The sequence below is a fragment of the Bacillota bacterium genome, assembly GCA_040757085.1.
Taxonomy (GTDB): Bacteria; Bacillota; Sulfobacillia; order JACIYH01; family JACIYH01; genus JACIYH01.
On record JBFLXJ010000027.1, the window covers coordinates 14,815 to 38,010 of the forward strand.

The 23,196-nt window shown below is 65.7% G+C and carries 23 protein-coding genes and 1 riboswitch; of the genes, 8 read left to right on the forward strand and 15 right to left on the reverse strand.

Going from position 1 to position 23,196, the window contains the following annotated elements; all coding sequences use genetic code 11:
• Positions 1 to 9 precede the first annotated feature (9 nt).
• Positions 10 to 1,230: a sensor histidine kinase gene (locus AB1446_10415; GenBank protein MEW6547307.1), complete on the reverse strand. Its 1,221-nt coding sequence runs from the start codon at positions 1,228 to 1,230 to the stop codon at positions 10 to 12.
• Between the two features lie 95 nt (positions 1,231 to 1,325).
• Here AB1446_10415 and mltG point away from each other — a divergent pair, with 95 nt between their 5' ends.
• Positions 1,326 to 2,390 carry an endolytic transglycosylase MltG gene (mltG, locus tag AB1446_10420; protein ID MEW6547308.1) on the forward strand — a complete coding sequence of 355 codons (1,065 nt, stop codon included), beginning with the start codon at positions 1,326 to 1,328 and terminating at the stop codon, positions 2,388 to 2,390.
• Here the strand turns inward: mltG and AB1446_10425 are convergent.
• The 3 genes from AB1446_10425 to AB1446_10435 form a co-directional block, all read right to left on the reverse strand.
• Positions 2,387 to 2,911 (reverse strand): YqeG family HAD IIIA-type phosphatase, encoded by a 525-nt coding sequence (locus AB1446_10425; protein ID MEW6547309.1) that lies wholly within the window; start codon positions 2,909 to 2,911, stop codon positions 2,387 to 2,389. The two genes, mltG and AB1446_10425, sit on opposite strands and share 4 nt — an antisense overlap.
• Positions 2,912 to 2,994: 83 nt before the next feature.
• Positions 2,995 to 3,699: an RNA polymerase sporulation sigma factor SigK gene (gene sigK / locus AB1446_10430; GenBank protein MEW6547310.1), complete on the reverse strand. Its 705-nt coding sequence runs from the start codon at positions 3,697 to 3,699 to the stop codon at positions 2,995 to 2,997.
• Positions 3,700 to 3,758: 59 nt separating this feature from the next.
• Positions 3,759 to 4,007: a hypothetical protein gene (locus AB1446_10435; GenBank protein MEW6547311.1), complete on the reverse strand. Its 249-nt coding sequence runs from the start codon at positions 4,005 to 4,007 to the stop codon at positions 3,759 to 3,761.
• 184 nt (positions 4,008 to 4,191) lie between these two features.
• Between AB1446_10435 and AB1446_10440 the strand changes: the two genes are divergently transcribed.
• Positions 4,192 to 4,398, forward strand: coding sequence for a hypothetical protein (locus tag AB1446_10440; protein ID MEW6547312.1), 207 nt, complete (start codon positions 4,192 to 4,194; stop codon positions 4,396 to 4,398).
• A gap of 268 nt (positions 4,399 to 4,666) precedes the next feature.
• Here the strand turns inward: AB1446_10440 and AB1446_10445 are convergent, their stop codons facing one another.
• The 3 genes from AB1446_10445 to AB1446_10455 form a co-directional block, all read right to left on the reverse strand.
• Complete coding sequence (locus AB1446_10445) at positions 4,667 to 5,071, reverse strand: DUF1292 domain-containing protein (protein MEW6547313.1); 405 nt, start codon at positions 5,069 to 5,071, stop codon at positions 4,667 to 4,669.
• A gap of 232 nt (positions 5,072 to 5,303) precedes the next feature.
• Positions 5,304 to 6,398 (reverse strand): fructose-1,6-bisphosphate aldolase/phosphatase, encoded by a 1,095-nt coding sequence (gene fbp, locus AB1446_10450; protein MEW6547314.1) that lies wholly within the window; start codon positions 6,396 to 6,398, stop codon positions 5,304 to 5,306.
• 14 nt (positions 6,399 to 6,412) lie between these two features.
• Positions 6,413 to 7,096, reverse strand: coding sequence for a rhomboid family intramembrane serine protease (locus AB1446_10455; protein ID MEW6547315.1), 684 nt, complete (start codon positions 7,094 to 7,096; stop codon positions 6,413 to 6,415).
• Between the two features lie 131 nt (positions 7,097 to 7,227).
• On the opposite strand from AB1446_10455, the gene AB1446_10460 reads away from it, so the two are divergent.
• Positions 7,228 to 9,270 carry a DUF4910 domain-containing protein gene (locus tag AB1446_10460; GenBank protein MEW6547316.1) on the forward strand — a complete coding sequence of 681 codons (2,043 nt, stop codon included), beginning with the start codon at positions 7,228 to 7,230 and terminating at the stop codon, positions 9,268 to 9,270.
• On the opposite strand, the gene AB1446_10465 is transcribed toward AB1446_10460, so the two are convergent.
• The 5 genes from AB1446_10465 to AB1446_10485 all read right to left on the reverse strand — a co-directional run bounded on the left by AB1446_10465 (position 9,267) and on the right by AB1446_10485 (position 12,746).
• Positions 9,267 to 10,070 (reverse strand): S-methyl-5'-thioadenosine phosphorylase, encoded by an 804-nt coding sequence (locus AB1446_10465; GenBank protein ID MEW6547317.1) that lies wholly within the window; start codon positions 10,068 to 10,070, stop codon positions 9,267 to 9,269. The two genes, AB1446_10460 and AB1446_10465, sit on opposite strands and share 4 nt — an antisense overlap.
• 33 nt (positions 10,071 to 10,103) lie before the next feature.
• Positions 10,104 to 10,628, reverse strand: coding sequence for an adenine phosphoribosyltransferase (locus AB1446_10470; protein ID MEW6547318.1), 525 nt, complete (start codon positions 10,626 to 10,628; stop codon positions 10,104 to 10,106).
• Between the two features lie 92 nt (positions 10,629 to 10,720).
• Complete coding sequence (locus AB1446_10475; GenBank protein MEW6547319.1) at positions 10,721 to 11,950, reverse strand: adenosylhomocysteinase; 1,230 nt, start codon at positions 11,948 to 11,950, stop codon at positions 10,721 to 10,723.
• Between the two features lie 43 nt (positions 11,951 to 11,993).
• On the reverse strand, positions 11,994 to 12,458 hold the full coding sequence (locus tag AB1446_10480; GenBank protein ID MEW6547320.1) for a small multi-drug export protein: 465 nt from the start codon (positions 12,456 to 12,458) through the stop codon (positions 11,994 to 11,996).
• A gap of 18 nt (positions 12,459 to 12,476) precedes the next feature.
• A complete protein-coding gene (locus AB1446_10485; protein ID MEW6547321.1) occupies positions 12,477 to 12,746 on the reverse strand; it encodes an IreB family regulatory phosphoprotein in 270 nt (89 codons plus the stop codon).
• Positions 12,747 to 12,973: 227 nt separating this feature from the next.
• Between AB1446_10485 and AB1446_10490 the strand changes: the two genes are divergently transcribed.
• Positions 12,974 to 13,342: a helix-turn-helix domain-containing protein gene (locus AB1446_10490; protein ID MEW6547322.1), complete on the forward strand. Its 369-nt coding sequence runs from the start codon at positions 12,974 to 12,976 to the stop codon at positions 13,340 to 13,342.
• Positions 13,343 to 13,541: 199 nt separating this feature from the next.
• On the opposite strand, the gene thiC is transcribed toward AB1446_10490, so the two are convergent.
• Both thiC and AB1446_10500 read right to left on the reverse strand, forming a co-directional pair.
• Positions 13,542 to 14,849 carry a phosphomethylpyrimidine synthase ThiC gene (gene thiC, locus AB1446_10495; GenBank protein ID MEW6547323.1) on the reverse strand — a complete coding sequence of 436 codons (1,308 nt, stop codon included), beginning with the start codon at positions 14,847 to 14,849 and terminating at the stop codon, positions 13,542 to 13,544.
• An 89-nt stretch (positions 14,850 to 14,938) separates the two neighbouring features.
• Positions 14,939 to 15,037, reverse strand: a riboswitch (TPP riboswitch).
• A gap of 66 nt (positions 15,038 to 15,103) precedes the next feature.
• Positions 15,104 to 16,951: a nitrilase-related carbon-nitrogen hydrolase gene (locus AB1446_10500; protein MEW6547324.1), complete on the reverse strand. Its 1,848-nt coding sequence runs from the start codon at positions 16,949 to 16,951 to the stop codon at positions 15,104 to 15,106.
• Positions 16,952 to 17,271: 320 nt separating this feature from the next.
• Between AB1446_10500 and fadR the strand changes: the two genes are divergently transcribed.
• Genes fadR through AB1446_10520 form a run of 4 tightly spaced genes read left to right on the forward strand, consistent with a single transcriptional unit; the run spans position 17,272 to position 22,800 of the window.
• A complete protein-coding gene (gene fadR, locus AB1446_10505; protein MEW6547325.1) occupies positions 17,272 to 18,027 on the forward strand; it encodes a fatty acid metabolism transcriptional regulator FadR in 756 nt (251 codons plus the stop codon).
• Positions 18,024 to 19,613 carry an FAD-binding oxidoreductase gene (locus AB1446_10510; GenBank protein ID MEW6547326.1) on the forward strand — a complete coding sequence of 530 codons (1,590 nt, stop codon included), beginning with the start codon at positions 18,024 to 18,026 and terminating at the stop codon, positions 19,611 to 19,613. Before fadR ends, AB1446_10510 begins: the two co-directional genes overlap by 4 nt.
• A gap of 23 nt (positions 19,614 to 19,636) precedes the next feature.
• The gene (locus AB1446_10515; protein MEW6547327.1) at positions 19,637 to 21,247 is read left to right on the forward strand and encodes a glycerol-3-phosphate dehydrogenase/oxidase; all 1,611 of its coding nucleotides are present in this window, start codon (positions 19,637 to 19,639) and stop codon (positions 21,245 to 21,247) included.
• Complete coding sequence (locus AB1446_10520; GenBank protein ID MEW6547328.1) at positions 21,232 to 22,800, forward strand: FGGY-family carbohydrate kinase; 1,569 nt, start codon at positions 21,232 to 21,234, stop codon at positions 22,798 to 22,800. The genes AB1446_10515 and AB1446_10520 overlap by 16 nt, the downstream gene beginning before the upstream one ends.
• Positions 22,801 to 22,964: 164 nt before the next feature.
• Here AB1446_10520 and AB1446_10525 read toward each other — a convergent pair whose 3' ends face one another.
• Complete coding sequence (locus tag AB1446_10525) at positions 22,965 to 23,153, reverse strand: hypothetical protein (protein ID MEW6547329.1); 189 nt, start codon at positions 23,151 to 23,153, stop codon at positions 22,965 to 22,967.
• Positions 23,154 to 23,196: the final 43 nt, after the last annotated feature.

Sequence of the window (23,196 nt, forward strand, 5' to 3'; positions counted from 1 at the left end):
GCTCCATGCCTACTCCGGGGGCAGGGGGATCTCCGCCCCCACCTGGGTTCCCCGACCCACGCAGGACCTGATCCACCACTTGCCGCCCAGGAACTGTACTCTCTCCCTCATCCCCGCCAGCCCGAAGGTCTCCGGCGGCAGGGCAGCGGGGTCGAATCCCTTCCCCCGATCGTACACCACCAGGCGCACCTGATCCTTGCCCACGTGGAGGGACACCGCCGCTGTACCCACTCCCGCGTGTTTCCACACGTTGTTGAGTGCCTCCTGAAGGACCCGAAACAGGGCGATTTCCACCGCCGCAGGCAGCCTCCGCTCCGCGCCCCGCACCTCCAGCCTGACCTCCAGCCCGGTTCGCTGCTGCCAGCCCCCCAGCCAGGATCGGATCGCGGGCACGAGCCCCAGCTCGTCCAGGCTCATGGGACGCAAGTCGAAGATGATGCGGCGGAGATCGAAAAGACACGTTCCCAACAGCTCCTTGAGGTCGCCCAGTTCACGCTGGGCCCGCACCGGATCCTCACCCAGGAACCGGCTGCACACCTCCGCGCGCATGAGGGCAGCGGCCATGGCCTGGGCAGGCCCGTCGTGGATCTCCCGGGCCAGCCGCCGCCGCTCGTCCTCCTGGGCCCTGAGCAGGCTGAGACCCAGTCTGAAACGCTCCTGCCAGGACCCCACCTGAGCAGTGAGGTCGCGCAGGTTGCCGCTCAGGTAGCCCAGCACGACGCCCACCTGTGCCACCAGCTCCTCCGCCCGCCGGACCGCCTGCTCCAGGCCCCGAAAACGCCGCTCCAGTTCATCCCGCCGGCGCCGCAGTTCCTTTTCCTTCTCCTGGGCCACCAGCAACTGGGCGCGGGTCTCGACTGCCCTCTGGTAAGCGGCCTGGACCGCGTCTTCGCTGAAGGCGCTGAGATTGGAACTGACCTGCATGAGGGTGACGCGGGCCGCCCGCTCCTGCTGGTAGAGCTGGTCAACCAGCAGGATCTGCGCCGCCACCTGCTTGCGGACCTCTTGCAGTTCCCCCTTAACTTTATCGTACTCGGCGCGCGCGGACTCAGCGATGGCGTAGATCTGGGCCCGGCTGCGATCGATCGCCGAGATGGTTTCCTGGATGATCCTTTCCAGCGCTTGCAGTTCCCCGCTTCCCAGCTCCTCCTCGCCACGGGCCGCGGGCGGACCGCTTGCCTTTTCTTTCACCAGGGCCACCTGCCCTTCGTCGCCGTCTGTTCCCTTCATCCGGTACCTCCGGGGCGTAACAGACGCGGCGGAGGGGAGGGAGAAGGAACAGGGGTGCCGAAATCCGCAAGAGGAGGAATCGTGCGCTGACCTCTTTGCTGTCGCGATCTCCGCATAGGTTTCGCCACCTCCGTCTCGGGCCGGTCTACCGCCGCCCCTGGCGCATCCCCCTTGGCATCCTGGGGGCATGTCTTGTACTTACCGCGGTCATCGCAGGCCTGGTGTGGTGGGGGTCGCGCCCCGTTGACGCCGCCTCCGCAGCCACCGTGCGCATCTTCATCCCCGCCGGCTCCCCTGTAGAAAGTATCGGGGAAATCCTACACCGGGGCGGGGTCATCCGTCATCCCCTGGTCTTCCGCGCCCTGGTGGAGTGGATGGGGGTGTCCACCCGGCTCCGGGCGGGAGAGTACGACCTTTCTCCCGCCATGAATTTGCGGGAAATCATCCGCCGGCTGGTCCGGGGCGAAGTAGTCACCTATTCCTTCACTGTCCCGGAAGGGTTCACGGTGGAGCAGATAGCTGATCTCCTTGCCCGGCTCGGCCTGGCGGATCGGGAGAAGTTCCTCCGGGCGGCGTCCCGCCCCGAACTGGCGCCCTGCCCACCACCGCGCCCCCACCTGGTCCGTTATGCGCTGGAAGGCTACCTGTTCCCCGATACTTACCGGGTACCCCGGGGCACCAGCGAACCCGAGCTGGTATCCCTCATGGTGCGCCGATTCCAGGAAATATGGCAGGGGGAACTGGGCGAGAAGGCCCGGGCGCAGGGTATATCCGTGCACGACGTGGTGACCCTGGCCTCCATTGTGGAAAAGGAAACGCAGGTACCGGACGAACGTCCCGTGGTAGCCGGTGTGTTCTGGAACCGGCTGCGCCGGGGTATGCCCCTTCAAGCTGACCCCACCGTGCTGTACGCGTTGGGCAAGGTGGGGGGCACCTTATTGCGTCGCGACCTGCAGGTGGACTCCCCATACAACACTTACCTGTACGCCGGGCTGCCCCCGGGTCCGATCGCCAATCCCGGACAGGCAGCCCTGCGCGCGGTGGTCGAACCGGCCGCCACCGACTACCTGTATTTCGTCGCTCGCGGGGACGGCACCCACCACTTTTCGCGCACGCTCAGGGAGCACCTGCAGGCGGTCAGACGTTACCGCAGCCGCTAATAAACCCGGCCGCGGCCGCACCGGCTGACCCCCAGGGCCCTCAGCACCAGGCTTTCCGGGTGACGAACCAGGCGGGTCCAGACGAACTCCCGGGTGGCCAGGGGAGTTACGAGAATCGTGAAGAGTCCCATGCGGTTGCCTCCCAGGACGTCCGTGAAAACTTGATCCCCTACCACGGCCGTCTCCCCGGCAGAGGTACCCATGATTTCCATGGCGCGGCGGAAGGCACGCCGCCGGGGTTTGCAGGCGTTGGCGATCCCCGGTATGCCCAGCAGGGCCGCGATTTCCCTCACTCTGCCCGCTCGTGCGTTGGCGGAAAGGCAGAGACGGAAGCCACGACTGCCGGCCTCGCGCACCCAGGCCAGCAACTGTTCACTCACCAGGGGGGATCCCCAGGCGACCAGGGTATTGTCCAGATCCAGGATAAGTCCCCGGATGCCCCGTTGCCACAGGGCATCCAGGTCAAGGTCGTACACGCTCGGTACCACCAGCCGCGGACGAAGATATTCCAGAAATCTCATGGCAGGCCCATTATACCACGTCCGCCTGACGGCGTCGCTACGTCACTCCCGGCTGCTCGGCGGTTCCGCCCGTCGCAGGGCCGCTACATCTGGAGGCCCTGCAGCAGGGAGTTCATGGTCTGGATGGCCCGCTTTTCAATGCGGCTCACGTAAGATCGCGAGATGCCCATCTGCCGGGCGATGTCCCTCTGCGTCTGTTTGATCCCGTCCCTGAGACCGTACCTTCTCTCCAGAACCTCCCTTTCCTTGCGGGGCAGCGCTTCCAGCCACTCGCGGACCCGGCAGCGCTGCCAGAGAGAATCCACCAGGTCGGGGACGGCCTCTTCCTCGCTGGTCAGCACCTCCATGAGGGTGACCTCGTTGCCCTCGCGGTCGACCCCGATGGGGTCGTGCAGCGACACCTCCTTCCTGGCCTTCTTGCGGCTGCGCAGGTGCATCAGGATCTCGTTCTCCACGCACTTGGCCGCATAGGTGGCCAGCTTCGTTCCCCGCGCGGGGTCGTAGGTATCGATGGCCTTCATCAGCCCCAGGTTCCCCACGGAAATCAGGTCCTCCACGTCTTCCCGAGTGCTCTCAAACTTCTTAACTATATGGGCCACGAGGCGCAGGTTGTGCTCGATGAGCTTGTCGCGGGCTGCCCTGTCCCCGCGCCGCGACGCCTCCACGTACCTGGCCTCTTCCTGGGGGCTGAGGGGCCGGGGGAAGGACCCGCTCCCCAGATATCCTCCCCACAGCCCCATATAACGCAAAATGGCGGCAAGAAGACCCGCCAGTACGCCAGCGTCCATGAGCGCACCCCCAACCACAGCGTCATAGTCCATTCATATGCTGCCGGGGGGGAAAAGCGCTACTCGCTCTGCGGACCGCTAAGGGTCTTGATCACCCCCGCCTCCATCACCACCGTGGGCACGCCCCAGATCCGTCGGGGGAGAAACCGTCGTGCCCTTACCGGGGGATTAGCATCGACTATGACCACCAGGCAATCTTCACCCCCGGCGTCCTTGCCCACCCCGACCCCTACCACTTCGGGACGGGAGAGCAAGCTGCGGCGATGGCGCCTTACCAGGGCAGCACACCTGGAACCCCGCCCGGACATAGTCGCTCCCGCTCCTCTTCTTCACTATCATAATACGCCGCTGGCCTGCCATCTGCCAGTCCGCCGGAAGAAATGTGACCACCCGCACGGGCCGGGGAGCCGACCAAAATCGACAGTATTCGTGCCCCGGCCCCCCCTATAATCAGGGACGTAGCCCGAGCTACAGGAAAGGGGGAGGCACCCGGTGAGCAAACCAGCACAGGAAATGCCGGGAAAGTTCCTAGGAAAGGTCACTGTGGAAGCAGGTGGTCTGTTGCCGCTCACCCCGCAGGTGCTCCACCTTCTTGATATAAAGAGTGGAGACTACGTGTACCTGAAGGCAGACAGCAACTGCCTGGAGTTGCACAAGGTCTGCCTCAAGACCGCCCCCCTGGAGCACCGCCTCGCATAGACGGCCCGCGAGATGCCACGTAAAGCCACCAGAGCCAGGGCGGCGGCGAATGCCGCCCCGGCCGACACCTTTCTGGCCCATGCCAGCCCGTGCACACTCGCCCACGACCATAACCCAGCCCAGCCAGCGTTGCAGGCCAGGGTTCCTGCTGCTACCACCCGGCAGACGCCCACACCCCTGGCCACCCCGCCACTGTGCTTGTGCCCGCAGGCCACGAAAACAGCGGCTCCCACCCGGAGCCGCTTGCCGCCTGGCCTAGACAGAACGGCTACTTCCCTTTGCGCTCTTCCTCCTCTTCGTCCTCTTCGTCCTCTTCCTCTTCGTAATCTTCGTCCGGATCCTCGTCTTCTTCCTCCAAGTCTTCGTCGTCGAAGTCCTCGTCCTCTTCGAAATCGTCTTCTTCCTCTACCAGGGCCTCCCAGGCCTCAGCCACCTTTTCCCATTCGTCGTCGTCTTCGATATCCACCAGCACGTCCTCACCGTTTTCGTCTGTATCGATGCGCAGGATGACGGCGTCACCCTCGGCCTCTTCATCCTCGGCCTCCTCGCCCATGGGCAGGAGAATAGCGTAATCCTTCCCTTCGACCTCAATGACGTCCACGATGGCGAACTCGTGCTCCTTGCCGTCTTCATCGGTAAGGACTACCGTGTCCATCTCTTCATCCTTCGGCACGGGGCATCACCTCGCTCCCCCAAGATGTGCTCATTTTACCTGAGCGCAGGAAGGCTGTCAACGTGGCCCAGCCTCGGCCACCTCGCTATAAGGGTGCCCTGCGCGGGGCCTTTTAACCACCAGCTGCCCTGACCCAACTGCCGGGGCAGGCAGGGCGCACCGGCTGACCCCGCACCCGGCCGGCCAGGATCGCCCCGTCATCCCAACCGGCTGACGCCGCCTTAGGGCGGCGTCAGTCCGCGGGAACGAAGCGGCCTGCCAGACGCTTCATCACCTGGGGCATGGTGGTGTACTCCATCTCCTCCAGGTGCAGCCGATGGGGCTCAAATGGCCCGTGCCGCCGCATGTAGTCGGCGATCTCGAGTGCCTGCTGCCGCGCCCGGTCAAACGCAGGATCGGCAAAGAGATCCTGGGGACCCACCAGCCGCCCCTCCGCGATCTGGAACCCCAGGGCAACCACCCGGGGCGGTCCGTCGAAGCGGGTGGGCGTGGCCTGCGCAACGCCGCAGGGCATGAGCGGGCCTACGTGCGATCCCCGCATCCATCCCGCCACCAGGTGCGGGCTGGCGAACGGTTCCAGGACCTCCCCCAGGGCTGGCATGCCGCTCTGGCAACGCACTATGCACACGGGATCATCTTTGCCCACGTACCGACCGGCCATCAGGCTGAGGCGCTGGGTGCTCACGGCAGCAGCAACCTCGCCCAACTCCTTGCTGAATATGTGCTTGATGCAGAAACGCGACGGCGCCCCGATGAACACCAGGAGGTCGTACATTTCCTCGGGGAGGTCAAAGGTGACGACTGCCTTTTCCCGCACGTCCATCACTTCGAACCGAAAGCCTGCATGCATCTTGGGGTCGATGACCAGGCCGCTCGTATTGAAGGGATCCGCAAATATGCGGTAAAGGGGCAGGTTGAATGCTCCCGGTTCGGTCTTGTCAGCCAAAAATACCACGACCGGCTCCGACGGCCGTTCCGCAATCTCCATTTCCGCCACGCCCGGCCCCATACCCCGCACATTGCCCGAAAAAGCGTCGCTGAGGAGGTCCTGACCCGCCCCGTACAGCTTGAGGTCCTTTGCCACCTTGGTGCAGGCCAAGAAGGTGCTCCACGCCAACTCGTGGACGGCCGGGTGGTCGACTCCGTGCCGGTGGCTCATGATCAGGGCCAGGTCGTCGCCCACCGAAGACACCCGGAAGTCCACCAGCAGGGAACCGGCTGCTTCCAGGCATTCCCTGGCCCGCTCCTTTAGCGCCCCGTGCACTGAGGAATGTCCCACAAATCCGCCCACGTCTGCCTTAATCACACTCAGCGTTATCATCTCCATGGTCTCCCCCTCCCCTAGTCGTACAACCTGCGCCTGTCGCCCGCGAAGAACCCCACCAGGACCAACCCGCTCAGGAATCCCCCTATGTGGGCCCACCAGGCCACCTGCTGAGCACTGGGGACCCCCAGGGCCGCCACCCCGTTGGCCAGTTGCAGCAGGAACCAGCCGAACAGGAACAGGACGGCGGGCACCTGCACCACCGTGAGGAAAATCCCCAGGGGAACCAGGGTGGCCACCCGCGCACTGGGAAAGCTCACCAGGTACGCCCCCAGCACCCCGGCAATGGCCCCGCTGGCCCCGATGGCGGGCACACGAGAAGTCGGATCGGCCAGGATATGGGCAGCATTCCCGATCGCCCCCGCCAGGAGATAGAAAAGGAGAAAGCGCCCGTGCCCCATCCTGTCCTCCACGTTGTCCCCGAAGATCCACAGGTACAGCATGTTGGACAGAAGGTGCATCCATCCACCGTGCAGGAAGATGGACGTCACGAGAGGTATGATCAGCACCCACCCGTACGCAAACAGGCGCTCAAGGGGCAAATAACGGGCCGGCACCACCCCCAGCGTGTGGACCACCAGCCACAGCTCCCGCGGTCCCAGGGTGACCTCATACAGGAACACGAGTACACTGACCGCCACCAGAAGCCGGGTGACCACGGGGTAACGGCGGGACGGTATGTCGTCGTGCAGGGGAATCAAGAGGCGGGCCTCCTAGCGGGCAAGCAAAAGTCGCTCCAGGCTATTTCTCGGCTAACTGCAGGATTTCCTCCCCTGGCGGCGGAAATACGGTAGGTATGCCGGAGCCCCCGGCGCAGAAAGGAGAACCGGTCATGTTCCGCAACGTCCTCAAACTTCTGAGCCAGGAGGTGTCCGGAGCACGCGCGCTGGACACAGTGGCCGAAATCATCAGACATCATCGCATCCAGGCCAGTCCCGGTTTCCGGCAGGCCGCCCGGGCGATCACACCGCACCTTGAGCGGGCCGGGCTGGAGGTGGAACTCCATTCCTTTCCCGCCGACGGCCAGCACCGTTACTGGTCCTACTGCCCTGGACCGGAGTGGGAGTGCACCGATGCTGAACTCACCCTCCTGGCCCCCGTCCGGCGCCACCTGGCCAGGTGGGACGAGCAGAAGCTGTCGCTCATCCAGCGCAGCGCACCCACTCCTCCCGAAGGGGTAGACTGCCGGCTGGTCCTGGTGGAAAACGCCGATGACCCCGCTTCCTATCGAGACCTGGACCTGGGGGGCAGGGCGGTTATGGCCAGCGGTGACCTTGAGATCATCCGCCGCCTGGCCGTGGACCGGGGAGCGGTGGGCCTGGTCACCGACGGCATGCGCGAGTTTCCTCCCGTGCGCAGGCGCTGGGACCTGGCCGACGCCCTCCAGTACACTTCATTCTGGTGGGCACCGGGCGAACAACCCATTTGGGGATTCGTCCTTTCTCCCCGCGCCGGTGACGAGATCAGGAAGATGCTGAAGGACGCCGGCCCGGAGGGCCTCCCCATCCACGTCCGGGTCAGCAGCCGCTTTTACGCGGGTAGCGTGGACGTGCTCTCCGCCTTCCTCCCCGGCATCTCCCCGGAGGAAGTGCTGGTGGTCGCCCACCTGTGCCACCCCCAGCCCTCCGCCAACGACAATGCCTCCGGGTCGGCCGCTGCGGTGGAAGCGCTGGTCAGCCTGGCCACCCTGATAAGGCAAGGGCTACTGAGCCGCCCCCGGCGCGGGATCCGCCTGCTGCTCGTTCCCGAAATCAATGGCACCACCTGTTATCTGGCCCGCAACCCGGAAGTCCTCCGGCGAGCGGTGGCAGCCGTCAACCTGGACATGGTGGGAGAACGCCAGGACCTGTGCGGCAGCGTGCTCCAGGCGGAGGCGGGACCTCTGGCTACGCCCTCGTTCGGCTCCGACCTGCTGGCCCTCATCATGGCGGAAGCCCTGGCGGAAGGCACCAACTGGGCAGGTACGGCCCAACTCCCCGTCCTGCGGTGGACGGAGACCCCCTTCTCCGGGGGATCGGACCACTACCTGCTTGCCGACCCCACAGTGGGGATCCCCTGTCCCATGATCATCCAGTGGCCGGACAAGTTTTACCATACCAGCGCCGACACCCTGGACAAAGTAGACCCGGAGGCACTCCGGCGCGTGGCTGCAGCCACAGCCACCTACGCCTTCTTCCTCGCCGACGCCCACCTCCCCCGGGTGGCCTGGCTGGCAGGTGAGATGACGGCTCGCTTTGCCTCCAGCCTGCACCGGGCAGTAAACGCAGCCCTGGGAGAGGCTCCGGAGACCCGGGGTGAACCGGCTCTCAGCACTGTCTGGCAGCGGGTGGAGGAAACCGTCAGATTCAGACTGCAACGGCGGCTGGCCGACCTGACCTCCCTGCAAAGGCTGCTCGCCCCCGACGAACAAGAATCCTTCCGGACCATAATGGGCTCCCTGGAAGAGGAGTGCAGGCAGGTAGCCGACCGGGAGCTCCGCCGCATCCACGCGGTTCTGCAGGCTGCCCACCGGGGAACCCCGGATCGCCCCCCAGAAACATCCCCGTCTCCGGCCACCGACGAGGAACGAGAGGCGGCCCGGTTGATCCCGCGCCGCGTGCTGCCCGGTCCCGTCGACATCCGCGAAGTGCTCGCCGCCCTGCCCTGCACCGAAGCCCTCGACTTCCTGCTCTTCGGGCGGGAACACAAGAAGCACGCCCGCACCCTGGAGGCCCAGTTGCTCTACTGGAGTGACGGGCAGCGCACCCTGGCCGAGGTACAACGGCTGGTCGAGCTGGAGACGGGCATCCGTAATACCACCTACGCCCTGCGCTACCTCAAGCTCCTGGCCCGCGCCGGCTTCCTGGAACTGCTCCCGCTATCCACCCGGTCCTAGGCATTCAGGCGGGCCTGGCGGGAGATTTCCGCACAGCGGCATCCCCTCTCAGGCGGAAGGTGAGTCACGATTTCCACCAGCAGGGTGCGCAGCCGCTCGTTGTTCTCCGAGAACACCCGCAGGACTTCCTCATGGGTAACCGGCTTGATATCCGCCCGGCCTTCCAGCCCCACGTCGTAATCGGTGATGAGCGATATGTTCAGGTAGCACATGCCCAGTTCCCGGGCCAGTACCACTTCCGGGTACTGGGTCATGTTGATCACTTCCCATCCCATCTGGGAGAACCAGCGGCTCTCTGCCCGGGTGGAAAACCGGGGCCCCTGGATCACCACCACCGTCCCCCTGCGGTGGCCGGGCAGCCCGAGAGCCTGCATGCGCTCCCAGGCGACGTCGCGTAATTCGGGACAGTAGGGGTCAGCGGTAGAAATGTGGGCGACGACGGGGCCATCGAAAAAAGTGTCTTTGCGGCCTGCGGTGCGATCCACGAACTGGTCGCACAGTACAAAGTCACCGGGGTGGATGCCAGGCTGCAGGCTCCCCGCCGCACAGGGACCTATGATACGGGTGACCCCCAGCTCCTTCATTGCCCACAGGTTGGCACGATAATTGATGGAATGAGGAGGGTACTGGTGGTGCTTTCCGTGGCGGGGGAGAAAAGCCACCTTCCTCCCCCCGATCTCGGCAAGGACAATGCGGTCGCTGGGTGCCCCGTAAGGGGTGTCCACCGTGATCTCCCGAATTCCCTCCAGGAACTGGTAGAAGCCGGAGCCGCCGAAGATGCCAATCTCTGCCTCTGCCATGGCCACACCTCCCGAAGCGATGGGCGCGCCCCCTCAGTCGAATTTGATGAGGGAAAACACAGGATATCCCGCCAGCTTTTCCCGGCCGCGCAAGGGTACAAGCTCGATGAGGAAGCAGAACCCAACCACCTGGCCACCTTCCCTCTCCACGAGAGTGCGCACGGCGCTGGCCGTTCCCCCCGTGGCGAGGAGGTCGTCCACCACCAGCACGCGCTGGCCGCGCTCGACGGCATCCGCGTGCATCTCCACCGCTGCCGTCCCGTATTCGAGCTGGTACTCCTGGCGCTCCTTGGCCCAGGGGAGTTTGCCCGGTTTGCGCACGGGCACGAACCCCACGCCCAGCCGCTCGGCAACCGGGGCCCCCACGATGAAGCCCCGCGATTCCACGCCCGCCACCAGATCCACCGGCACGCCCCTCCAGTGGTCGGCCAGCAGATCCAGCGCGTACCTGAAAGCAGCCGGATCACGCAGGAGCGGCGTGATATCGCGAAACAGGATCCCCGGCACGGGGAAATCGGGGACGTTCCTGATCAGTGCCGCCAGCCGGTCTACATCCATCGTATCTCTCCCTCCCTGGCCCTTCGCGGCCAAAGATCTTTCTTTCCTCCGTTGCCCCTGCGGAAACTCCCTCCTGCGACGGCCATGCCGGCCTACACCGTGCCCGCCTCCCACTGTTGCATATAGCGCCTCTGTTCCTCGGTGAGTTCCTGCAGGTTTATCCCCATGGCCCCCAGTTTCATGCGCGCCACCTGCTGGTCTATTTCCTCGGGCACCGGATACACGCCGGGGGTGAGACCGGGACGGGTCGCAAGCCACGCCACCGTCAGGGCCTGGTCAGCAAAACTCATGTCCATCACCTCCGCCGGGTGGCCTTCGGCGCCGGCCAGGTTGACCAGGCGCCCCTCGGCCAGCAAGTACACGCGCCTGCCATCGGGCAGGGTGTACTCGTCCACGTTTTCCCGGGCCCGGCGCCGCCTCCCCATGCTTTCCAGGGCCCCGATGTCGATTTCCACATTGAAGTGCCCGGCGTTGGCCAAGATGGCCCCGTCCTTCATCCTGCGTATGTGCTCTCCGCTGATGGCCCTGAGGTTGCCCGTCACCGTGATGAAGAGGTCTCCCCGCGGAGCCGCCTCGTCCATGGAGACGACCGGAAACCCTTCCATGGCCGCCTCCAGCGCCCGCAGGGGATCGACCTCGACCACCAGCACCTGTGCTCCCATGCCCCGGGCCCGCGCCGCCACTCCCCGGCCGCACCAGCCGTATCCCACCACCACCACGGTGCTCCCGGCGAGCAGGATATTGGTGGTCCTCAGGATACCATCCAGCGCTGACTGCCCGGTCCCGTACCGGTTGTCGAACAGGTACTTGGTACGGGCGTCATTCACGGCCACGATCGGGTAGCGCAACTTGCCGGCCCGGGCCAGGGCCTTCAGCCTGGTCACGCCCGTGGTGGTCTCTTCTGTACCGCCCCAGACGTCTGCCAGCAGGGACTCGCGCTCCTGGTGAATTACGGCCACCAGGTCAGCCCCGTCATCCATGGTGATGTGAGGGCGGGTGTCCAGCACGTTGTGGATGTGGGCGTAGTACTCTTCCCTGGTCTCCCCCCGGCGAGCGTGCACGGCAATGCCCCGCTCGCCCAGGGCCGCTACCACGTCATCCTGCGTGCTCAGGGGATTGGAGGCACAAAGAGCCACCCGGGCCCCCCCTGCTTGCAGGGTCAGTACCAGGTTGGCTGTCTCCGTGGTGACGTGCAAACATGCCCCCACCCGCACGCCCGCCAGCGGCTTCTCGCTTTCCCAGCGACGCCTGATCTGCCCCAGCACCGGCATCCGCCTTGCCGCCCACTCGATGCGTTCCTCACCAGCTCTCGCCAGACTCAACCCATGCTCCTCCTCCCCGGCACCGCCTAGCCGGTTGCCGCCCTCAGCGCCCGATTGTCATTGCTGCCGCTGCTGCCGCCGCCAGCAGGGTGCCGGCCGTGGTCACACCCAGGGTTATGGCCAGCAGAGCCGGCCAGGGACGTATACCCAGGAAAGTCGCCGCCATTGCCCCCGTCCAGGCCCCCGTGCCGGGCAGAGGAATGGCCACGAACACAACCAGCCCCAACAGCCCCCAGCGCCTCACCCTGGCCGCCAGGCGCGACGAACTGCGCTCTCCCCACACCTTCAGGCGACTGTGCAGCCAGGGTTGCCGTTCCAGCCAGATCAATCCGGCACGCGATCCCCAGAGCAAGAAAGGGACGGGAATCAAATTCCCCAGTACCGCCCAGGCCCAGGCCTCCCAAGGGGAAAACCCAAGCGCCAGTCCCAGCGGAATAGCCCCCCTCAGTTCCGCCACCGGGGTGGCCGCAGTCGTCACCACCGCCAGCACCCGGTCGAAAAGGTCCATCCCCGCCCCTGCCTCCCGTCAGGTCTCTCTGTCGGCCGCGGTCACGTACGCCCGCACCAACTCCTCCAGGAGCTCGTGCCGTTCCACCTGACGCACCAGGTTCCGCGCGTCCTTGTAACTGGTGATGTAGGCCGGCTCACCCGAGAGCAAGTATCCCACTATCTGCTGGACGGGGTCGTGGGTGCCCTTGTCCTTCAGGGCGCGGTACACCCTGAGCAGAACCTCGCGGGCGTTGATCTGTCTTTCGCCCTGGGGGCGGAAGACCCTGGTGTCGCCTTCTCCGAACACGGCCAGACCTCCCCTTCCAGGATGCAACAACTATGTTTTCGCCGCCTGGGGCCACACTCCTTTCTCGGCACGGGCGATCCCTGGCACAGCCGCGAAGAACCACCCGAGACCAATACCGGGCAAGGAGAGTTGTCGAAACGACGCTGAATTTTATACATACTGCCGACAGGAATTTCCGGTTCGAGAGATAAGTAATCGGATGGAAAGGAGGTGACCGCTTGGAGTCGATGGGAGAGCGGCTACGCCGCCTTCGCCTGAGCCGGGGCATGAGCCTGCAAGACGTGGCGCACGCCGTGGGGTGCCATTACTCGACAGTTTCCGCCTATGAGCGGGGTACCCGCAACCCCAGCCAATCGGCTCTGGCTAGGCTGGCCCAGCTCTACCAGGTTTCCGTGCCATTCCTGGTGTGTGACGGCACCGACCTGGTAGGGATGCTGCCGCCCGAGATGAGGGAACTCTTCCACGTTGCCCGCGAGAGAACAGACGTCGCTCAGCTAGCCCTCCGGGCAGCCCAGTGCCGCCGCGAGGTGGTCTATCACATCGACGGCCTTTTATCCCTTTTGCAGAGCGCGGCTAACCCTATGCCTGGCGAGTAAGACTCCGTCTCCTCTGAGGTCCAGACATTCCCTTTGGATGAGGCGTGCCCCACCAGCCGGCATGCTGGAAGTACATACATAGGGGCGGGCACCGGGCGCGGCGAACTGCCGCGCCCGGCCTTTCCGACCACCTATGTCCCAGACCCGCGCCTCCTGCCTCATGGCTACCAGCGCGCTGCTTCCCTTTGGCGCGGCCATCCTAAGCACGACCGGCCAGATACCCGGCCACCAGACGCATGGCGCAATAGGGTCCGCACATGGAACACTCTGCCGCGCAGTCGGCTGCCACCCGCTCATTCTTCCGCTCCCACAGCGACCGGGCCGTCTGAGGGTCGATGGCCAGCTCCAGTTGCCTGGCCCAGTCGAGGGCCTTGCGCGCACGGGCCATCTCGCGATCCCACTCCCAGGCCGCCGCTATCCCCTTGGCCAGGTCGGCGGCGTGGGCAGCGATACGGGCTGCCACCACCCCTTCCCGCACCTCCTCCAGGTCGGGCAGCCCCAGGTGCTCGGAGCGCGTCACGTAACACAGGAAGTCAGCTCCTGCCGCCCCGGCCAGCGCCCCTCCGATGGCGGCCGTGATGTGGTCCCAACCCGGCGCCACATCGGTCACCAGGGGGCCCAGCACGTAGAAGGGAGCACCGTGGCACAAGCGTTTCTGGATCCTGACGTTGGCCTCGATCTGGGGGAGGGGAACATGACCCGGCCCCTCCACCATCACCTGCACCCCTGCCCGCCGGGCCTCGTCCACCAGTTCACCCAGGATCACCAGTTCCTCAACCTGGGCCCGGTCGGTGGCATCCGCCAGGCTCCCCGGGCGCATCCCGTCGCCGAGGCTCAAGGTGACATCGTACCGCCGCGCAATTTCCACCAGGCGGTCAAAGCGCTCGTAGAGGGGATTCTCCTTCCCGTGGTGAAGCATCCACCCGATGAGCAATGCCCCGCCCCGGCTGACCACATCCGTAAGCCTGCCCTCCCGGCGCAGGCGCTCCAGCGCCTGCCTGGTAACCCCGCAGTGCACGGTCATGAAGTCAACCCCGGAGGCAGCATGTTCCTCGATAACATCCCACAGTTCCTCGGCATCCATCTGCACGATGGAACCGTGCCGCGCCTGCGCTCGAACCGCCGCCTCGTACACCGGGACCGTGCCCACCGGCACGGGAGAGGCATCCAGTACCATCCCGCGACAGCGAGCCACCTCCTCAGGGCCACCTGTGCTCAGATCCATTACCGTGTCGGTTCCCGCCTCGAGGGCCACTTGCAGCTTCCGCTCCTCCCGTCCCACGTCGGGAAACGCGGTGGATATACCCAAATTCGCGTTCACCTTGGTGCGCAGCCCCGCACCCACGCCTCGGGGATGCAAGGCCCGGTGATTCGGGTTGGCCGGGATCACCACCGTGCCCTCCGCCACCGCCTGCCTCACCTTTTCCGGCGACAAGCCCTCTTCCTGAGCCACCACCAGCATCTGGGCAGAAACCATACCCTGTCGAGCCGTTTCCAGTTGAGTCATCGTATCTCACCCCCCGGCCACCTGGAGCACACCAAGCCGAGCACCCGAGCAGCCCCACACTTAAGGCCGCCCCAGCGGGAGGAGCGGCCTGACACCGTCCGCCACTTCCCTCCGCTGGCATTACCCAGATCAGGTTCCAGGGTTGAGGGAAACCCCTCTCTCAGCCCGAGGCACCCCTAGTGGCGCTATCCTTCGTTTGGCTGACCCGATTCTAACACATTCCGCCCCAACGCGGTAGCGGACCAAAAGACTCCTCACCGGCCCGAACAGGAATCTCCCCGCACACCAGGACGACTCCTTTCGTAGATCTCCGGCAGGTACCGTTCGTACAGGGCCAGGTTGAAAGCCCGGTGCACACCCTCCTCCTGGCGCAGCCGCCGCAGGGCCTCCAGGTCCAGGTCTGCCACTATCACGGCCTCCTCGTCATAGCGTTCCGCCTGGGCCAGCACACCGTCACCGTGAGGAGTAAGTTCCATGGGCGCAAAGATCCCGCTGCGCCCGGTGAGGGTAAGACCCATGAAACTGCCCACCATACAGGCGTGGATGCCGTACACCTGCGACTCCTGCACCCGGGGCCAGATACCCCTCAGGGCCTTCCAGACGTTGTACTCCTCTGGATTGGCGCTGGGGATCACGACCACCTCGGCGCCGCGCTGGGCGAGGATGCGGAACGTCTCGAAGTAGGTGGCGTCCATGCATACCGGGGCGGCAAAGCGGCCCCAGGGGGCGTCGAACACTGCCAGGTCGTCGCCGGTCTCCAGTCCCCACGCCACCTCCATGGGTATGAAGTGGCACTTCTGCTGCTCACCCAGTTTCTGCCCGTCGGGGCCGTAAACGTGGGCCACGTTGACCATGCGACCGCGGGCATCGGGCAGAATGGCGCTGCCGGCCACCACGTACATGCCGAACCGGCGGGCCGCCTCCGAGAAGCTCGCCTCGTGCACCTGTTGCACGGCGGGCGCGATGGCGCGGAATATGTCGGCCACCCTGGCATCGGGGCCCACCCGCCTGACCGCCTGGAGCAGGTCGCCGCCTGCGGTCAGTTCATGGATCCCCGGCATGAGGCCGAGCAGGGCGGTGGCTACATCCTCGGGAAAGGCCACCATCCGGGCACCCTGTTCCGCTGCCCGCCCGGCAAAGCTGAGGATCCTTTGGGCATATTCCTCTGGCGAGCCCACCAGTTCTAGCCGCATCTGCACCGCCGCCACCCGTACCCGGGCGGTTGCTTCACCCTCCGCCTCCTCGCGGGCGTGCGCATCGCCGGGCCCTGCCGTGTAAGCGCCCGGGAAGGACCGGTATACGGTGGGGAAGTAGCGACAGTACAGGCGGGGATTGAGGAGTCCGAGGACGGGGTAGCGTTCGATTACCTGCTCCCGTGCCGCGAAATCCAGCCGGGCGAGAACGAGACCTGCCCCATCAGGGGCGTCGTTCAAAATGCCGGTCTCGCCGGGGGTCATCTCGCAGGGGGCAAAGATGGCACTGCGGCCTTCAAACTCGACCTTTTCCCCTGTCGCCGGGCTGCGCAGGTGGCCGTGCAGGCAGCTTTCCACGCCGAAGGTCTGGTTCTGCTGCACTTCCTGCCAGATCCCGGCGATCTGCCGCCAGGAGGTGTAAGGACGGCGCACCGCCTGCAGCGAGAGCAGGATCTCCGCGCCCTGTAAGGCGAGGATGCGGCTTACCTCCGGGTACCAGGCGTCGGTGCCCACCAGCATCCCCAGACGGCCGACCTCGGTCCGAAAAGTGAGCAGGTCACCCCCTGCCACCAGGCCCCGTTCCCTCTCCTCGGGCAGCAGGTGGGTCTGCCACTGCCTGCCGATGAGCTTCCCGTCGGGGCCGATGAGCAGGCCCGCATTCCCTTCCCCGGGTAAGCCCAGGGCCAGGTACACCCCTGCGTCCCGGGCCAGATCTCCCGCCGTCAGGGCAAGTGCCTCCGCCATCCGAGGCCGGCTCCGGTCTACCAGGTCTGCCAGATGCGGTAGCACCACCAGGCTCGCGCCTGCCCCGGCCGCCCGCCGCACCGAATCGTCCAGCAAGCTGACCAGATCTGCGGTGCTCTCGCAACACCGGGGCTCAAGCTGCACGGCACACGCTACGACCTCCAACATCCACACCTCCTGCGGAGCAATCCAGCATCGGGCGCCCCTCGCGCATCAGTCCTTCCGTGGCTACGCGACCCGAGTTCTCGCCACCGCCCCCAGGTCCAGGCCGCTAACTGAGGTATTCTTTGAGGGTCTGGCGGAGCCCTTCCAGGGATTGCTTCAGGGTGCCATCCCTCACCGCCTGTCCGGCCGCCCGCGACACTTGCCTCTTGACGGGCAACCAGGGGTTGGCAACAATATAACCGGCGGCTACACTGGCCAGACCAGTTGATCCTTCTGGTCTAACCTTACAAGCAAGCGCACGAAATGGGGTAGCAAACACTGTGGCACGTGAGCAAGGGAGCGGCAAACGGACGTCCGATCAAGTCGAAGAGCACATCATCAGAGCCATCCTGGACGGTACCTTTCCACCAGGCTCTGCCCTTCCTGGAGAGCGGGACCTGGCCAGGCAGTTCGGAGTCGCTCGTCCCACCCTGCGCGAGGCCTTGCAAAGATTGGCCCGTGATGGCTGGATCACCATCCGCCACGGGCAACCCGCCAGCGTCAACTACTTCTGGCGGGAGGGGAACCTCAATGTGCTGGACAGGCTGGTCCAGCATGCGGAGCACCTCTCGCCCGATTTCATCACCCAGTTGCTCGAGGTCCGTGCAGCACTCGCTCCTGCCTTCAGCCGGGCAGCCGTCGCACGCCACCCCGCCAAAGTGGTGGCCGCACTCGCAGGAAGCGAGGATCTGGATGACGATCCTGCCGCCTACGCAGCGTTCGACTGGGAACTCCAGCGCACCCTGGCCCTGCTCTCGGATAACCCCGTCTTCCTTCTCATGCTGAACGGATGCAGCACACTGTACGCACGGGCGGCGCACCAGTACTTTGCCCGCGCGGAGAACCGGACTGCGTCGCGGAACTTCTACCACCGTCTCCTCAACGCCGCCATGGCGTGCGACCCCGACAGAGCAGCCACCGCAGTCAGCGAGGCCATGCTCGAAAGCATCACCCTCTGGCAGGCAACCGTGAGAACGCAGCCGCCGGAAGCAAGCAGAATCACCGGCCTTCAGGCAGAGGGAGGCGGGCATCCGTGAGAAGGTGGAATGGGTGGGGAGACGATACCGTCGATTACCCGGTGCCCCCGGCAGCACGCCGCTTCCTGGAGACAAGGCTGGGCCCGGGCCTCAGACCCCGGGACGTCACCCTGGCTGAGGTGGCATCCCGGGTGCCTCCTTCTCGTCTTCCGCCCCACCCCCTGGTAACCAGCGACCCCGAGCAAAGGGTGCGTCACGCCCTGGGCCAGAGCCTCCCCGACTGGATAGCCGCCCGCAGCGGAACGATCCCCGCTTTCCCCGACGGGGTCGCGTTCCCTACCACCAGCGGAGAGGTACGGGAGCTCATCAGGCACGCCCAGGAAGCTGGCGCAAGAGTAATCCCCTACGGGGGTGGGACCAGCGTGCTGGGACACCTCCGGGTCCCCCCAGACGGCGCTCCCACCCTGTCCGTCGACATGGGGCGCATGAGCCACCTGGTCAACCTGGACGAACTAAGTGGCCTGGCCACCTTCGAGGCGGGAGTCAGGGGCCCGGACCTGGAGGCGTCCCTGCGAACCCGCGGCTTCACCCTGGGACACTTCCCCCAGTCCTTCGAGTACTCCACGCTGGGCGGCTGGGTCGCCACCCGCTCGGCGGGCCAGCAGTCACTGGGTTACGGCCGGATCGAGGACCTCTTCGCCGGGGGGAGGCTGGAAGCCCCCACGGGGACGCTGATCATCCCGCCATTCCCTGCCTCCGCAGCCGGACCCGACTTGCGGGAAGTAATCCTGGGTTCAGAGGGCAGGCTGGGCATTATCACCGAAGTGACGGTGCGAGTCAGCCGCCTTCCCGAAGAAGAAGCTTTCCACGCCGTGTTCTTTCCCGACCTGGAGCACGGGATTGCAGCGGTGCGGGAGATGGTGCAATCCTGCCTGCCGCTCTCCATGCTGCGTCTGAGCACGCCCGAAGAGACCGCAACCAACCTGATCCTGGCGGGCCGGGAGAAACTGATGCGGCTCCTGGAAAGATGGCTCGCGCTGCGGGGGGCAGGGCGACAGAAATGCATGCTGATCGTGGGCCTGTCGGGCCGAAGGGCGCAGGTGAAACATACCCGTCGCCAGGCCCTGAGCATCGCCCGGGACCACCGCGGTATCCACATCGGCCGCAGATTCGGTCACGAATGGGTCAAACACCGGTTCCGCACCCCTTACCTGCGCAATACCCTCTGGGAGATAGGCTACGCCGCGGACACGCTGGAGACGGCCACCACCTGGACCGGCCTACCCCGTCTGCTGGAAGCCATCGAACGAGCACTCCGCCACGGGCTTGACGGTACGGGCGAAAGGACACACGTGTTTACCCACATCTCTCATGTCTACCCCCACGGTGCCAACATCTACACTACCTACCTCTACCGCCTGTCCCCCGACCCCCAGGAGTCACTGGAGCGGTGGCGGATTCTGAAGACGGCCGCCAGCCGGGCCATTGTGGCCGCTGGCGGCACCATCAGCCACCAGCACGGGGTGGGGATTGATCACCGGCCGTACCTGGAAGCAGAGAAGGGACCCCTGGGGATGGAACTCCTCCGCGCCATCTGTCGTACCCTTGATCCCGGCGGGATGATGAACCCGGGCAAGCTGGTGTGAGAACACGATAGGGGGTGGTACCCGTGCAGGGCGACCGCGCCCAACGCTGGGATCTCCTTGCTCAACCGTGGGACATGGTGGTCATCGGAGGTGGGATAACGGGGGCCGGCATCCTGCGGGAAGCCACCCGCCGGGGTTATCGCACCCTGCTGCTGGAGCAACGCGACTTCGCCTGGGGAACCTCCAGCCGTTCCGGCAAGCTCGTCCACGGCGGCCTGCGTTACCTCAAGCAGGGCCAGATCAGGGTCACCTGGCACTCCGTCCGGGAGCGGGAGAGGCTGCTCCGGGACGCACCCGGGCTGGTAATCCCCCTCGGTATCCTGCTGCCTGTGTATCGAGGTGACCCGGTGGGTGTCACGCTCCTGCGAATTGGCCTCATCATATACGACCTCATTGCCATGCGTCGCGGCCACCGCTACCACGCCCGACCCGCCTTCGAGAAGCTGGCCCCGCACGCGCGCACCGAAGGCCTGCTGGGGGGCTTCTCGTACGGGGACGCCCTGACCGACGATGCCCGGCTGGTGCTGCGGGTATTAAGGGAGGCAATGAGGAACGGGGCCACGGCGCTGAACTATGCCCGGGTTGAGGAGTTTCGTCGCTGCAGCCGCGGTCCCGTAGAAGGGGTCGTCGTCCGGGACGTGGTAACCGGACGAACTGCGGAGGTGCGGGCAAGGGTGGTCGTCAACGCCGCCGGCATCTGGGCGGATGAGTTGCGGTGCCGCCTGGGAAAGAGGCCCCGCCTCCGCCTGCTGCGCGGGAGCCATCTCATCTTTCCCGCCTCGCGCCTCCCCGTCACCCGGGGCATAAACGTGTTCCATCCTGGCGACGGCCGCCCCCTATACGTCCTGCCCTGGGAGGGGGTCACGCTGGTGGGTACTACCGACGTGGACCACGCAGAAGACCTGGAAGCAGAGCCCTGCATCAGCTCCGCCGAGGCAGAGTACCTGCTGACAGCCGTCCGGCACCATTTCCCCTCCCTGGACCTGTCCGAGGACGACGTGCTGGCCACCTTCTCCGGGGTACGCCCGGTGGTGGGAACAGGGGAAAAGGACCCCTCCAGAGAATCCCGAGATTACGTGGTCTGGGTGGAGGAGCTGGTGACCGTGGCCGGCGGCAAGCTGACAACGTTCCAGGTGCTGGCCCGTGACGCGGTGCGCAGGGCGCAAAAACGTCTGGGTCCCGGCCGCAAGGGCGGTGTGACTGTCGTCCAAAGGCCCGTCACGGTTGACCTCGCTGCGACCTCCGACCTCCCCGAAATGGACCATGCCATCTGGCTCCGCCTCGTGGGTCGTTACGGGCCGGACGCCCTGGCACTGGTCCGGGGGGCGCGCCCGGAAGAACTCCACCCCGTTCCGGGGACGAATACTCTGTGGGCGGAACTGCGCTGGGCCGCTTCCTCCGAAGACGTCGTGCACCTGGACGACCTGCTCCTGCGACGCGTGCGCCTGGGAATTCAGCTTCCCCAGGGTGGAATTCCCCTGCTGGGGCGCATCCGGCCCCTCGTCCAGCCCGCCCTGGGCTGGGACGACGCCCGGTGGCAATGGGAAGTCAAGCGGTATGCAGAACTGTGGCAGTCGGCATACAGCCCCTCCCCCGCCGCAGGGAGCAGGAGAGAGTCATGGGCAGAGAAATGATCCTAGCCATCGATGTAGGGACGCAGAGCGTCCGCGCCCTGATTTTCGACCCGCGTGGGAACCTCGTGCTGCAAGCGCGGGTCCCCCTGGTTCCCCCGTATTACTCGCCATACCCGGGGTGGGCAGAGCAGGATCCCACTCAGTATTGGGAAAAAACTGCCCAGGCCTGTCAGACTCTGTGGGATCAGGGCAAAATCCCACCCCAGGCCCTGGCGGCGGTCACGCTGACCACGCAGAGGGCCACCGTGGTCAACCTGGATGCCAGTGGGCAACCCCTCCGCCCGGCCATCCTCTGGCCGGACCAGCGCCGGGCGCAGCGATTCCCCCGGGTGGGAGGCCGCTGGGGCTTGCTCTTCCGTCTGGCGGGCCTCCGGGACACGCTGACCTACCTGCAGGCCGAGGCCGAGGCCAACTGGCTGTGGGCCAATCAGCCCGACGTCTGGGAGCGGACTGCCCACTACCTGCTCCTCTCCGGCTACCTGACTTACCGGCTGACGGGGCGCTTCGTCGACTCCGTAGGATGCCAGGTGGGCTACATCCCCTTCGACTACCGCCGGCTGACCTGGGCGGCCCCTTCCGACTGGAAATGGCAGGCCCTCCCTGTGCGCAGGGACACCCTCCCCCAACTGGTACCCCCGGGGGAGAAGCTGGGAGAGGTGACGGCAGAGGCTGCCGCGATGACCGGCATCCCCGAGGGACTGCCCGTGATCGCCGCTGCGTCCGATAAGGCGTGCGAGGTGCTGGGAGCCGGATGCCTGGAGCCTTCCATGGGGTGCATCGGATACGGTACCACGGCCACGGTGAGCGTCACCTCCCCCCGCTATCTTGAGCCTATCCGGCTCATCCCGCCCTATCCCAGCGCCATCCCGGGGGCATACAACCTGGAGTTCCAGGTTTTCCGTGGTTTCTGGATGGTGTCGTGGTTCAAGGAGGAGTTCGCCTGGCCGGAGAAATCCGCCGCCGAACGCGAAGGTTTGCCCACCGAAGCAGTCCTGGACCGCCTGGCCGAGGGAATCCCTCCCGGGTCCCTGGGCCTGGTGCTGGAACCGTACTGGTCTCCTGGACTGCGGTTCCCCGGACCCGAGGCCCGGGGGGCAGTAATAGGCTTCAGCAGCTTTCACGGCCGCGCCCACCTGTACCGGGCCCTCCTGGAAGGACTGGCATATGCCATGAGAGAAGGGAAGGAGCGTATCGAACGGCGGACGGGGGTGCCCGTCAGGGAACTGCGGGTATGCGGGGGAGGGTCGAACAGCGACCTGGCGATGCACATCACCGCTGACGTCTTCAACCTCCCCGCTTCCCGCCCCCACGTGCCGGAGGCCTCCGGCCTGGGAGCCGCAGTCCTGGCCGCCACCGGCGCAGGGCTACACCCCGACCTCGCTACTTCCGTGCGGGAGATGACCCGCACCGGGCGCGTCTTCGAGCCCCGGCGCGAGGCTGCGGCCGTGTACGACGTCCTGTACAGCCAGGTCTACCGGCACATGTACCCCAGGCTCCGTCCCTTCTACCAGGTCATCCGCAAGCTGTTCGCGCCCGCTCTCCCTACGGTGTAGCCGGATAATGGCAGGCAACCTGGGCCCTGTTACTGACTCTATGCCCTCGGGGCTGCCCGTTTGCCGGGGATGCCAGTGAACCTCCTGCATCCCGAACTCTGCCCGGAATATTTCGAGCCGACCCCCGTGGGTCGGCTCACTCACCGGAGGCACCACACTGGCACCTAGACCCACCACAGAGCAAGGACGGCGATTGTGAACACTGCCAGGATGATGAGCCAGTGCCACCAGGGACCGGGACCCGGAGCCTTGGTTTCCACCTTTTCCACCTCCTTCTCACCTGCTACAGAATATGCGGGCGACTGGCGGCCCGACACAGGGTCTTCCACCTTCAGTCCCCACATCCTGGTCACATAATATGAGCCCCCGGGAGGTTATCACCCCCTAACGAACAAG